This window comes from Ramlibacter tataouinensis, assembly GCF_001580455.1.
GTDB classification, from domain to species: Bacteria; Pseudomonadota; Gammaproteobacteria; order Burkholderiales; family Burkholderiaceae_C; genus Ramlibacter; species Ramlibacter tataouinensis_B.
In genome coordinates this window covers 2,528,856-2,541,191 of sequence record NZ_CP010951.1, presented here as the reverse complement: position 1 = coordinate 2,541,191, position 12,336 = coordinate 2,528,856, and the positions used below count along the sequence as shown (strand labels likewise).

Annotated in this window: 14 protein-coding genes; 1 reads left to right on the top strand and 13 read right to left on the bottom strand. The window is 67.7% G+C overall.

Annotated elements, in window-relative coordinates; translation table 11 throughout:
* Positions 1 to 34 precede the first annotated feature (34 nt).
* From UC35_RS12275 to UC35_RS12230, 10 genes are all read right to left on the bottom strand, one after another.
* Positions 35 to 430: a YchJ family protein gene (locus UC35_RS12275; protein ID WP_061499951.1), complete on the bottom strand. Its 396-nt coding sequence runs from the start codon at positions 428 to 430 to the stop codon at positions 35 to 37.
* A complete protein-coding gene (locus tag UC35_RS12270) occupies positions 430 to 1,557 on the bottom strand; it encodes an acyl-CoA dehydrogenase family protein (protein WP_061499948.1) in 1,128 nt (375 codons plus the stop codon). Before UC35_RS12270 ends, UC35_RS12275 begins: the two co-directional genes overlap by 1 nt.
* A gap of 9 nt (positions 1,558 to 1,566) precedes the next feature.
* On the bottom strand, positions 1,567 to 2,235 hold the full coding sequence (locus UC35_RS12265) for an SDR family oxidoreductase (protein ID WP_061499946.1): 669 nt from the start codon (positions 2,233 to 2,235) through the stop codon (positions 1,567 to 1,569).
* 79 nt (positions 2,236 to 2,314) lie between these two features.
* Positions 2,315 to 3,496: an acetyl-CoA C-acyltransferase gene (locus UC35_RS12260; protein WP_061499944.1), complete on the bottom strand. Its 1,182-nt coding sequence runs from the start codon at positions 3,494 to 3,496 to the stop codon at positions 2,315 to 2,317.
* A gap of 11 nt (positions 3,497 to 3,507) precedes the next feature.
* Positions 3,508 to 3,990, bottom strand: coding sequence for a hypothetical protein (locus UC35_RS12255; protein ID WP_061499940.1), 483 nt, complete (start codon positions 3,988 to 3,990; stop codon positions 3,508 to 3,510).
* Between the two features lie 29 nt (positions 3,991 to 4,019).
* Positions 4,020 to 5,885 (bottom strand): bifunctional isocitrate dehydrogenase kinase/phosphatase, encoded by a 1,866-nt coding sequence (gene aceK / locus UC35_RS12250; RefSeq protein ID WP_061499937.1) that lies wholly within the window; start codon positions 5,883 to 5,885, stop codon positions 4,020 to 4,022.
* A gap of 16 nt (positions 5,886 to 5,901) precedes the next feature.
* On the bottom strand, positions 5,902 to 6,555 hold the full coding sequence (can, locus tag UC35_RS12245; RefSeq protein WP_061499933.1) for a carbonate dehydratase: 654 nt from the start codon (positions 6,553 to 6,555) through the stop codon (positions 5,902 to 5,904).
* A gap of 84 nt (positions 6,556 to 6,639) precedes the next feature.
* Entirely contained in the window at positions 6,640 to 7,821 is a 1,182-nt protein-coding gene (locus UC35_RS12240) for an isovaleryl-CoA dehydrogenase (protein ID WP_061499931.1), read from the bottom strand.
* Between the two features lie 18 nt (positions 7,822 to 7,839).
* Positions 7,840 to 8,298, bottom strand: a complete 459-nt coding sequence (locus UC35_RS12235; RefSeq protein ID WP_061499928.1) for a PaaI family thioesterase — start codon at positions 8,296 to 8,298, stop codon at positions 7,840 to 7,842.
* 129 nt (positions 8,299 to 8,427) lie between these two features.
* Positions 8,428 to 8,838, bottom strand: a complete 411-nt coding sequence (locus UC35_RS12230) for a MerR family transcriptional regulator (RefSeq protein WP_061499925.1) — start codon at positions 8,836 to 8,838, stop codon at positions 8,428 to 8,430.
* Between the two features lie 106 nt (positions 8,839 to 8,944).
* Here UC35_RS12230 and UC35_RS12225 point away from each other — a divergent pair, with 106 nt between their 5' ends.
* Positions 8,945 to 10,000, top strand: coding sequence for an MBL fold metallo-hydrolase (locus UC35_RS12225; RefSeq protein ID WP_061499923.1), 1,056 nt, complete (start codon positions 8,945 to 8,947; stop codon positions 9,998 to 10,000).
* 15 nt (positions 10,001 to 10,015) lie between these two features.
* Here UC35_RS12225 and UC35_RS12220 read toward each other — a convergent pair whose 3' ends face one another.
* From UC35_RS12220 to gmhB, 3 genes are all read right to left on the bottom strand, one after another.
* Positions 10,016 to 10,942: a M48 family metallopeptidase gene (locus UC35_RS12220; RefSeq protein ID WP_061499921.1), complete on the bottom strand. Its 927-nt coding sequence runs from the start codon at positions 10,940 to 10,942 to the stop codon at positions 10,016 to 10,018.
* A 72-nt stretch (positions 10,943 to 11,014) separates the two neighbouring features.
* Entirely contained in the window at positions 11,015 to 11,749 is a 735-nt protein-coding gene (locus UC35_RS12215) for a lysophospholipid acyltransferase family protein (protein WP_061499918.1), read from the bottom strand.
* Positions 11,749 to 12,312: a D-glycero-beta-D-manno-heptose 1,7-bisphosphate 7-phosphatase gene (gene gmhB / locus UC35_RS12210; protein ID WP_061499916.1), complete on the bottom strand. Its 564-nt coding sequence runs from the start codon at positions 12,310 to 12,312 to the stop codon at positions 11,749 to 11,751. The genes UC35_RS12215 and gmhB overlap by 1 nt, the downstream gene beginning before the upstream one ends.
* Positions 12,313 to 12,336 lie beyond the last annotated feature (24 nt).

Here is a 12,336-nt window from a genome sequence, read left to right as displayed (position 1 = left end):
GATCGCCACCGCGGCCACATCGACCAGACGCTATTCAGCCGACGTCACCGTCCACGTAGAACCACCGCCCGTCTTCGCGCACGAACCGGCTCGTCTCGTGCAGCCGCCCGGCCCGGCCGCCGCCCGAGCGAAACCGCGCCACGAATTCGACTTCGGCGCGGTCGGCATCGGTCAGGCGATGGCGCTTCACCGCCAGCCCGAGCCAGCGGGTGGCGGGGTCGAGTTCCACCTGCGCGGGACGCGTGGACGGATGCCAGCTCGCGAGCAGGTAGGCTTCGTCGCCGCGAGCGAAGGCGCTGTAGCGGGATCGCATGAGGGCTTCTGCATCCGGCGCCGGCGCACCGTCCAGCACCGGCCCGCAGCAGCGCGCGAACGGCAACGGCCGCGCGGCGGCATCGAGGCGGCCACAGGGGCAGGCGGGCTCGCTCATCACAGCGCGCGCTGGATGATGATCTTCTGCACGTCCGACGTGCCTTCGTAGATCTGGCAGACGCGCACGTCGCGCCAGATCCGCTCGACCGGGAAGTCGTTCACATAGCCGTAGCCGCCCAGGGTCTGGATGGCGGCGCTGCACACCTGCTCGGCCATTTCGCTGGCGAACAGCTTGGCCATCGCCGCTTCCTTCAGGCAGGGCCGGCCGGCATCGCGCAGCGCGGCCGCATGCCAGATCAACTGGCGCGCGGCCTCCAGCCGGGTGGCGCATTCGGCGAGCCGGAAGCCCACTGCCTGGTGGTTGAAGATCGCCGTGCCGAAGCTCTGGCGCTCCTTGGCGTAGTCGATCGCGACTTCGAGCGCGCTGCGCGCCATGCCCACGCTTTGCGCGGCGATGCCGATGCGCCCCCCTTCCAGCGCCGACAGCGCGATCTTGTAGCCCTCGCCCTCCTCGCCGATCAGGTTCTCCGCCGGAATGCGGCAGTCCTCGAACTGGATCTGCGCGGTGTCGCTGGAGTGCTGGCCGATCTTTTCCTCCAGCCGCGCCACGACATAGCCGGGCGCGTCGGTCGGGACCAGGAAGGCGCTCATGCCCTTCTTGCCGCCCGTCTTGTCGGTGACCGCGATCACGATGGCGAGATGGCCGTTCTTGCCGCTGGTGATGAACTGCTTCACACCATTGAGCACGTACTCGCCGCCGTCGCGCCTGGCGGTGGTGCGCAGCGCCGAGGCGTCGCTTCCCACGTGCGGCTCGGTCAGGCAGAACACCCCCAGCAACTCGCCGCGTGCCAGCCGCGTGAGCCACTGCTGCTTCTGCGCCTCGCTGCCGTAGCGCATCAGGATGGCGTTCACCGGGCAGTTGGTGACGCTGATGGCGGTGCTGGTGCCGCCATCGCCCGCGGCGATCTCCTCCAGCACCAGCGCCAGCGTCAGGTAGTCCAGGCCGGCGCCGCCGTATTCTTCGGGCACGCAGATGCCGTAGGCGCCCAGCGCCGCCAGCCCCTGGTGCGCCTCGTGCGGGAAGTGGTGCTCCTTGTCCCATCGCGCGGCGTTGGGCCAGAGCTGCTCCTTCGCGAACGCGCGGACGGCGTCGCGGATCATTTCCTGGTCTTGGGTCAGCAACATGATGGTCGGTTACCAGCCGTCGAAGGGACGGCCGTCGTAGTTGAGGAAAGTACCCTGGTCCTTCTTCGACAGTCCGGCGATGACCTCGCGCATCGCGCGCACGCTCACTTCCAGTGCCAGCGGTGCGCCGGCCCCGCCCATGTCGGTGCGCACCCAGCCCGGGCTCATGGCGACGAAAACCGCTTCGGGGTAGTCGGGTTGCGCGGCTGCCACCGTCATGTTCAGCGCGGCCTTGCTGGCGCGATACACCCAGCTGTAGCTGGACGAGACATCGGCAATACGGCCCATCGCGCTCGTGATGAAGACGAACCTGCCACGCGCCGCCTCCACCAGCGGCGCGACCTGCGGGATCGCCTGCATCGCGCCCCAGACGTTGGTGCGCATGACGCGGTCGAAATCGCCCTGCGCCGGCGGCTGGGTGGCGCCGCCGCGCGACATCACGCCCGCGACGTACAGCGCCAGGTCGATCTTCTCGCCATCGAGCTGCCAGCCCAGGGCGCTGACGCTCTGCGCGTCGCTGACGTCGATGCGCAGGGTCTCGGCCCCCAGCGCGTGCAAGCGCGCCAGCCCCGCCTCGTCGCGCGCGCTCGCGATCACGCGCTCGCCCGCCTCGCGGTATTGCCTGGCGAACTCCAGTCCGATGCCGCGCGACGCGCCGAGGACGAGGACCGTCATCATTCCGCCCCCACGCTTGCAGGCAAACCTGCTGCGCTGCCCCCCGAGGGGGCCTTCGCGCCCAGGAGCGGTCCGGCGGCGCTCAGATCAGTTCCAGAGCCACCGCGGTGCCCTCACCGCCGCCGATGCACAGCGTGGCGATGCCGCGCTTGCCGCCGCGCGCCTGCAGCGCGTGGATCAGCGTGACCATGATGCGCGCGCCCGAGGCGCCGATCGGGTGGCCCAGCGCGCAGGCGCCGCCGTTGACGTTGACGATGTCGTGCGAGACCTTCAGCTCCGTCATCAGCGCCATCGGCACCACGGCGAAGGCTTCGTTGACTTCCCACAGGTCGACGTCGGACACCTTCCAGCCGGTCTTGGCCAGCAGCTTCTGGGTGGCACCCACCGGCGCGGTGGTGAACCACTCGGGCTCCTGCGCATGCATGGTGTGGCCGACGATGCGCGCCAGCGGCTTGACGCCCAGGCGCTTGGCGGTGCTCTCGGTCATCATCACCAGCGCGGCGGCGCCGTCGTTGATCGACGAGGAGGACGCGGCCGTGATCGTGCCGTCTTTCTTGAACGCGGGCCGCAGCTGCGGGATCTTGTCGAGCTTGACCTTGCCCGGGCCTTCGTCGATGGACACCACGGTCTCGCCGGCGCGGCTCTTCACCGTGACCGGCGTGATCTCGGCAGCGAAGGCGCCTGACTCGGTGGCCTTCTTGGCGCGCTGCACCGAGGTGGTGGCGAAGGCGTCCTGCGCCTCGCGCGAGAACTTGTACTTGGCGGCGCAGTCCTCGCCGAAGGTGCCCATGGCGCGGCCCGGCTCGTAGGCGTCTTCCAGGCCGTCGAGCATCATGTGGTCGTACACCTTGTCGTGGCCCATGCGGTAGCCGCCACGGCCCTTGAGCAACAGGTAGGGCGCGTTGGTCATGCTTTCCATGCCGCCGGCGACCATGACTTCGTGCGTGCCGGCCAGCAGCATGTCGTGTGCGAACTGCGCGGCCTTCATGCCGGAGCCGCACATCTTGGACAGGGTGACGGCACCGGCGCTCTTGGGCAGCCCCGCCTTGAACGCCGCCTGGCGGGCCGGCGCCTGGCCCTGGCCGGCCATCAGGCAGTTGCCGAACAGCACTTCGCCCACGGCATCGCCGGGCACGCCGGCGCGCTCGAGCGCGGCGCGGATGGCGGCGCCGCCCAGGTCATGCGCGGCAAGCGCGGAAAAGTCGCCCTGGAATGCGCCCATGGGGGTTCGGGCGGCTCCGACGATGACGATGGCTTCGGACATGGTTCACTCCTTTAGGAAAATTGGATGGACGTGCTGCGCTCTTCATCGGCGATGCGGCGCAGGTAGCTCTGGAATTCGGGGTCTTCGCCGCGCAGCAGCAGCGGCAGCGCAGTGCGGAAGTCTTCGCGGCGGCACCACTCGCGCATGTAGTCGTCCCAGCTGTTCCAGCGCCGGGCTTCGGTTTCGCTCATTCCCGGCTTGTAGGCGACCAGGTAGGCGCGCTCGAACAGCGACATCAGCATATCGAAGATCACCAGCATCCGTTCCCTCTGCTCCAGGGTGGGATTCGCCAGCGGCTCGTTGGTTCGCAGGTGCAGGTCCGGATGAGCCAGCACGACCTTGAGAAAATCGTTGTAGGCGTTCGACAAAAGCTGGTACGCCTCTTCGTCCTCGTTGTCGCGTTCCTTGCGCTGCTCCCAGGCAAAGAACAGGATCGCGAACGGCAGGCCGAGCGCCGTGACGATGAAGCTGGCGAGTTCCCAAGCATCGCGCATGCCTCACTGCCCCGAGTCGCCGCGGCCGTTCATGCCGTGAATTCCAGCGCGCCGGCTCCCGCGGGTGCGGCGGCGTAGCGGCGCGCGAAGCGTTTGGCGCGGTCGTAGGGGAACACGTCGTGCACATGACCGGCCAGGATGCGGTCCTTGCGGTCGAGCCAGAAGGCCGGGTCGAGCAGGTCGCCGTGGTGCTGCATGAACACCTCGCGCACCGCCGTGTTGCCCAGCAGGAAGGGGCCGAAGGTTTCCGGGAACACGTCGCGCGGGCCGACGTTGTACCAGACCTCGCCGGACAGTTCCTCCTCCTCGTTGTGCGCCTTGGGCACCTTGCGGAAGTTGCAGTCGGTGAGGTATTCGATCTCGTCGTAGTCGTAGAACACGACCTTGCCGTTGCGCGTGACGCCGAAGTTCTTCCACAGCATGTCGCCGGGGAAGATGTTGGCGGACACCAGGTCCTTGATCGCGTTGCCGTACTCGATCACCGCGCGCTCGATCTGGTCATGCGCATGCTGCCCCGCCAGGCTGCCGGGGGCAGCCGCCTGTAGCGCGTCGAAGGCCTCCTGCAGGTAGATGTTCAGCGGAATCATGCGCCGCTCGATATAGAGGTGCTTGATGATCACCTCTTCATGGCCGTCGCCGTCGCGGTCGCTGATCTCGAGCTGGCTGGGCGCGAACTTGCGGATCTCCTCGAGCAGCTCTTCCTCGATGCGTTCGCGCGCGAAGGCGACTTCGCTGTACTCCAGCGTGTCGGCCATGCGGCCCACGCGGTCGTGCTGCTTGACCAGCAGGTACTTGCCCTTGATCTGCTCGCGCGTGGTGTCCTTTTGCGGCGGGTAGTAGTCCTTGATCAGCTTGAAGACGTAGGGGAACGAGGGCAGGTCGAACACCAGCATCACCATGCCCTTGATGCCGGGCGCGATGCGGAACTTGTCGCTCGAATGCCGCAGGTGATAGAGCAGGTCACGGTAGAACAGCGTCTTGCCTTGCTTGGCCAGGCCGAGCGCGTTGTAGATCTCGTTGCGCGGCTTGCGCGGCATCAGCGAGCGCAGGAACTGCACGTAGGCCGACGGGATCTCCATGTCCACCATGAAGTAGGCGCGCGCGAAGGAGAACAGCGCCTGCAGGTCGTCCTCGCCGAACAGGACGGTGTCGATGATCAGCCGGCCTTGCTTGTTGTGCAGGATGGGCAGCGCGAACGGCACCTCGTTGAATCCGTTGATCAGCTTTCCGACCACGTAGGCGCCCTTGTTCCGGTAGAACAGCGAGGACAGCACCTGGATCTGGAAGTTGGCGCGCAGCTTCACCTGCGCCAGCCGCGCGCTCATCGCTTCGATCACATAGCCGGCGTCGCGCGGCAGGTCCTCGAAGGGCCGCTGCAGCTGGTAGTTGTCGACGATGCGCTCGATCGTGTCCTGCAGCGTGTCGCGCGTGGGGTAGTACGAGCGGTAGGTCGGCTTGGCCGCCGGCTCCTCGTTCTCGATGTACTCGGTCGACACCGCTGGCCGCACGAAGATGAAGTCGTTGTGGAAGTGGGTGCGGTGCAGGATCTTGCAGGTGACCGAATTGAAGAAGGTCTCGGCCAACTCCGGCTGGTGGTGGTCGACCAGCAGGCCGATGTAGTGCAGCTTGACCTGCTGCCATACGTCCATGGGCTGGTCGCCGGCCCGGAACTCCTTCTCCAGGCGGGTCACCGCCTCGCGCACGCGCAGGTCGTAGAACTGGATGCGTTCGCGCTGCGCGCGCTGCTGGCCGTGCCAGTCGGCGGTCTCGAAACGGTGCTTGGCCCGCGCCGACTCGGTGCGGAACAGCCGGTAGTGGCGGTTGAAGCCGTCGAGCATCGCGCGGGCGATGTCGTAAGCGAGCGGGGAGTCGAGGCGCTGGGGAAAGACCGACATGCCGCTCGTCCGTGCTTCAGCTGCGCGCCGCGATCACGCCTTCGATTGCGGCGCGGTACACCGGCTCGAGCGAATCGGCGCTCGAGACCGTCATGTGTAGGTCCTGCAGCAGGCCGTCGTTGACACCGAAGGCCCAGCCGTGGATGGTGACGTTCTGGCCCTTGGCCCAGGCGTCCTGCATCACGGTGCTGACGCACAGGTTGACCACCTGCTCGATCACGTTCAGGTCGACCAGCGCGTCGCCGCGCTGCTCCGGTGCCAGCTTCTCGAGGATGCCGCGATGCCGGTCACGCACGTCCTGGATATGGCGGATCCAGTTGTCGGCTAGGCCGATGCGCTTGCTGTGCAGCGCCGCCAGCACGCCACCGCAGCCGTAGTGGCCGACCACCATGATGTGCTCGACCTTCAGCATCTCGACCGCGAACTGCACGGTCGACAGCGCGTTGAGGTCGGAATGCACCACCACGTTGGCGACGTTGCGGTGCACGAACACCTCGCCCGGCTCCAGCCCGGTGATCTGGTTGGCCGGCACGCGGCTGTCGGAGCAGCCGATCCACATGTACTTGGGTGACTGCTGCTTGGTCAGGCTGGCAAAGAAGCCCGGGCGGTCGCGCTCCATCTGCGCCGCCCAGGCGCGGTTATGGGCAAAGAGGTCGGCGATGGAGGGCATGTCAGGATTCTCGCAGTAGCCAGCGATGAGGCATCAGGGTAGGGAATTCTGCGTAAGTCGCACCCCCCGCAAGCGGGGGTGGGCCTACATCGTCTCCGCGAACAGCTCGCGTCCGATCAGCATCCGGCGGATCTCGCTGGTGCCGGCGCCGATCTCGTACAGCTTGGCGTCGCGCCACAGGCGCCCGAGCGCGTACTCGTTGATGTAGCCGTTGCCGCCGAAGACCTGGATGCCCTCGCCGGCCATCCAGGTGGCCTTCTCGGCGCACCACAGGATGACCGAGGCGCAGTCCTTGCGCACCTGGCGCACGTGCTCGCTGCCGAGCTGGTCCAAATTCTTGCCCACGGTGTAGCAGAAGGCGCGCCCGGCCTGCAGCACGGTGTACATGTCGGCGACCTTGCCCTGGATCAGCTGGAACTCGCCGATGCTCTGGCCGAACTGCTTGCGGTCGTGGATGTAGGGCACGACGTTGTCCATCACCGCCTGCATGATGCCGATCGGGCCGGCGGCGAGCACCGCGCGCTCGTAGTCCAGGCCAGACATCAGCACCTTGGCGCCGCCATTGAGCGCGCCCAGCACGTTGACCGCCGGCACTTCGACATCCTGGAACACCAGCTCGCCGGTGTGCGAACCGCGCATGCCCAGCTTGTCGAGCTTCTGCGCGATGGAAAAGCCCTTCATGCCCTTTTCAACCAGGAAGGCGGTGACGCCGCGGGCGCCGAGTTCGGGCTCGGTCTTGGCGTACACCACCAGAGTGTCGGCATCCGGCCCGTTGGTGATCCACATCTTGTTGCCGTTGAGCAGGTAGTAGCCGCCCTTGTCCTCGGCCTTGAGCTTCATGGAGATCACGTCGCTGCCGGCGCCCGGCTCGCTCATGGCGAGCGCGCCCACGTGCTCGCCCGAGATCAGCTTGGGCAGGTACTTGCGCTTCTGCGCCTCGCTGCCGTTGCGCTTGATCTGGTTCACGCACAGGTTGCTGTGCGCGCCGTAGGACAGGCCGACCGAGGCCGAAGCGCGCGAAATCTCCTCCATCGCGATCATGTGCGCCAGGTAGCCCATGTTGGCGCCGCCGTACTCCTCGGGCACGGTGATGCCGAGCACGCCCAGCTCGCCCATCTTGCGCCACAGGTCCATCGGGAACTGGTCGCTGCGGTCGATCTCCGCCGCGCGCGGCGCAATCTCGGCCTGCGCAAATGCCTGCACCGCCTCGCGCAACGCGTCGACGTCTTCGCCAAGCTGGAAGTTGAGTCCTGGGAGGTTGTTCATGCAGCTGTCTCCGGTGAATCAGTGTTGGATGCCTTCGCGTCCGGCGATGGTCATTTCGGTCGCCGTCATGGTGGCGATGAGCTTTTCCTGGCCCTGGTCGATGGCCCAGGCCCGGCCTTCGACCACGGTGATCGTGCGGCCGGGCTTGACGACGACGCCTTCCATGCGAAAGCGCTCGCCACGCCCTGGCGCCAGCAGGTTGACCTTGTACTCGATGGTCAGCACCCCCGCGTCGGGCGGCATGAGGGTGGAGGCCGCATAGCCGCAGGCCGAATCCAGTGCCGTGCCGATCATGCCGGCGTGCATGAAGCCATGCTGCTGGGTCAGCGCCTTCGAGTACGGCAGCTCGACCACGACCCGGCCCGGGGCGACCTCGGCCAGGCGAGCCCCGATCGTGGTCATCGCCGCCTGCCGTTCGAAGCTGGCGCGGACGCGCCGTTCGTAGTCCGGGTCTTGGGGCTCGAAGGGCACTGGCATGGCGGACGGCTCCTTGAATTGACGTTTACGTAAACGTCAATTATGGCGAAAACGCCGGCATCGGGCCAGTCGGACGGCGCGCGGGGCAAGGTGGGCGAGGAACGGGACCCGCGGCCCGTTCGGCCGAGTTCAGGCCTGCCGCAGCGCCTTGTCGACCTTGGCGAGCAGCGCCCTCGCCTCCCGCTCGTGGGTGCGCACCTCGTCCAGGTTGGCCTCGAGTTCGGCCATCTGCTCTTCCAGCTGCGCGCGGTGTTCCGCCAGCACCGCCAGGAACTTGCGCAGCTGCGGCCCGGTGTCGCGCGGGCTGTCGTACATGTCAATGATGTCCTTGGCCTCGGTCAGCGACAGGCCCAGGCGCTTGGCCCGCAGCGTGAGCTTCAGCCGGGTGCGGTCGCGGGCGCTGTAGACGCGGTTGCGCCCGCCCGGGCCTGAACGCTCCGGCTGCAGCAGCCCCATGTCCTCGTAGAAGCGCATGGCGCGCGTGGTGAGGTCGAACTCCCTGGCCAGGTCGCTGATGGTGTACGTCGTCGTGGTCGCCATAAAGTTCTCGTGCACGCCCGGGACAGCGAATGTCCCTGCCCCTGCCTACAATGCGTCGATTACATATGACGTTTACGTCAACGTCAATCCCGTACCGATGAGCCCGATGAGCCCACTCGAACAGCGACTGCAATACCCCCTCGGCGACACCCTGCCCGTGCCGGGCGAATCCCTGGAGCTGGCCGATGGCGTGCGCTGGATCCGCATGGGCCTGCCGTTTCAGCTTGACCACATCAACCTGTGGCTGCTGCGCGACCAGTTCGAAGGCCGCGAGGGCTGGACCGTGGTGGACTGCTGCATCAGCCGCGAGGAAGCGCAGGCGCAGTGGGAGCGCATTTTCGAAACGCAGCTGCAGGGCCTGCCCATCGTGCGGGTCATCGTGACCCACATGCACCCGGACCATGTGGGCCTGGCCTGGTGGCTGTGCGAGCGCTGGAACGCGCCGCTGTGGATCAGCGCCACCGACTACAACGCCGCGCGCCTGGCCTCGCAGTCGACCACCGGTTTCGGCGGGCCGGCGGCGGCCGACTTCTTCGCTTCGCATGGCCTGACCGATCCGGACGCGGTCGAGAAGATCAAGGCGCGCACCGGCTACTACCCGAGCATGGTGCCGCAGGTGCCGCGGCAGTTCCGGCGGCTGCAGGGCGGCGACACGGTGTCCATCGGCGGCCTGGACTGGTCGTGCATCAGCGGGTTCGGCCATGCACCGGAGCACATCGCCCTGCACTGCGGCGAGCTCGGGCTGCTGATCTCGGGCGACATGCTGCTGCCCCGCATCTCGACCAACATCAGCGTGCACGACATCGAGCCCGAGTCGAATCCGCTGCGGCTGTTCCTCGAGTCGATCGACAAGTTCCGGGCGCTGCCCGAGGAGACGCTGGTGCTGCCCTCGCACGGCAAGCCGTTCCGGGGCCTGCACGAGCGGGTGCGCCAGCTGCACGAACACCATGAAGAACGCCTGCAGGAAGTGATCGCCGCCTGCAAGGCCGCCCCGCAGTCGGCTGCGGACGTGCTGCCGGTGCTGTTCAAGCGCAAGCTCGACCTGCACCAGACCACCTTCGCCATGGGCGAATCGATCGCGCACCTGCATGCGCTGTGGTACGACGGTCTGCTTTCACGCCGGCGCGACGCCGACGGCGTGTGGCGCTTCACGGCCACCTGAATTCCCCGGAGCCGCTCACCAGGTCGGGAGCGCTTCGTCCTTCAATTGGCCGCGCAGCTGCGCGTAGTCCGGCACCACCGTGGCCACGGTGTCCCAAAAGCGCGGACTGTGGTCCATCACGCGCAGGTGGCTCAGCTCATGCGCCACCACGTAGTCGATCACCGGCAGCCGGAAGTGGATCAGTCGCCAGTTGAGGCGGATCAGTCCGTCCGAGTGCGCGGTGCCCCAGCGCGTGCCGGCGTTGGACAGCACCAGCTTGCGCCAGCGCACGGCCAGCTGCGGCGCGATGTGATCCAGCCGCTCGGTGAACACGCGCTTGGCCTGGCGCATCAGCCAGGCCTGCGCGGCATCGCGGATCTGGGCCGGTTCGGCGTGGTGCGGCAAGCCGATGTGCAGGGCATGCCGCGGCTCCCCGGGCAAGCCGCCTTCGGCCGGCTGCAGGATGCCGCCCACCTCCTTGAACGCATGGCGCGGATCGAGCACCACGCTGACCGGCTCGCCCAGATAGGGGAAGGTGGCGCCTTCGCGCCAGTCGATGCGCGCCGACTCGACGCGCTGCTGCCGCTCATGCGCGTCGCCCAGCTTGCGCAGGATCCAGGGCGACTTGCTGCGCACCGCCGCATCCACTTCGTACAGCGGCACCCAGTTGGGCGCGCTCACCGTGAGTCCTTCCGGCCCCACCATGAAGCCGATGTTGCGGCGCTTGGCGCGCCGGAATTCGAAGGCGACGACGGAGTCGCCGAGGACGGCTTCGCGGTTGGCGCGCGGATGGCGGAATGATGCGGGCTGCAGGATCTCGTCCAGGCGCGGCGCCGGGGTGGTGGGCGCCGCCGACGGCGGTTCGGCCGGACGCTTGCGCGGCTCCTTCGTCTTGGGGCCCGGCACCGGGGCGGCGTCGACAGAGTCGAAGAAGTCCAGGGTAAGCTGCAACAGCCGGTGCATATGGGCAGCGAGTTTAGCGGCTGCACCCTCGCGCATCGATAGCGCGATGGAGCCAGTCGCGCGGAGCGCGAACTATTTGTAGGCTTCGGGATCGAGCCGGTGCATTTCCGCCTCGATCCAGGTCTCGACTTCGCGCATCAACTCCTCGGGGTCGCGGCCCTGGCTCGCGATCGGCTTGCCGATCGACACGTCGACGACGCCCGGGACCTTGACGAATGCGCGCCGCGGCCAAGCCTTGCCGGAACTGACGGCGATCGGGATCACGGGCGCCCCGGTGGCCACCGCCAGCCGCGTGCCACCGCTCTTGTAGGCGCCCTTCTTGCCGCGCGGGATGCGCGTGCCCTCGGGGAACATGATGATCCAGACGCCCTTGGCCAACAGCCGTGCGCCCTGCTCGATGACTTTGCTGAAGGCCAGCGCGCGCTGGCTGCGGTCAATGTGGATCATGTCCAGCCGCCCGATCGCCCAGCCGAAGAAAGGAATCTGCAGCAGTTCCTTCTTGAACACGTAGGCCAGCGGATGCGGCATCAGCACCGGCATCAGGAAGGTTTCGAGCGTGGACTGGTGCTTGACCAGCAGGATCGCGGGGCTGGTCTCGCCGTCCGGCAGATTTTCCATGCCGGCGACGCGCCAGCGCACGCCGCACAGCACGCGAAGGCCATGCATGCTCCAGGCGAGCCAGGTCACCGCCATCCGGTACCGCGCGAGGCTGCCGGCCCACGCCGACGCAACCACGATCGCCGTCGCGAACGGCACGACCGTGACGAGCATCCAGAGGGCGTGGAGGACCGAGCGGACGAAGGCCATCAGGCGATCGTGCGGGCCGGCTGGGCGATGACCCACTCGGCGAAGGCCGCCAGGTCCTCGTGCACCCGCGTGCCCGGCGGGTAGTTGTCCGGCAGCGGCTGGCCGCGCAGCGGAGCGCCCTTGCCGGTGAGCACCAGGTGCGGCTCGCAGCCGACCGCCACGCCCGCCTGCAGGTCGCGCAATCCGTCGCCGACCACCGGCACGCCGTGCAGGTCGACGCCGAAGCGCTCGGCGATCTGCTCGAACAGGCCGGGCCGCGGCTTGCGGCAGCGGCAGCCTTCGTCGGCTGCGTGCGGACAGTAGAACACCGCGTCGATGCGGCCACCCTGGGCGGCCAGCAGCTTGTGCATCTTGGCGTGCATCGCGTTGAGCGAGGCGACATCGAACAGCCCGCGCCCCAGCCCCGACTGGTTGGACGCCACGGCCACGTGCCATCCGGCGTGGTTCAGGCGCGCAATCGCCTCCAGGGCGCCCGGCAGGGGCTTCCACTCGTCCGGCGACTTGATGAATTCGTCGCTGTCGTTGTTGATCGTGCCGTCGCGGTCGAGGATGACGAGTTTCATGGCCGGACTGCCGCCGGGCCGCCC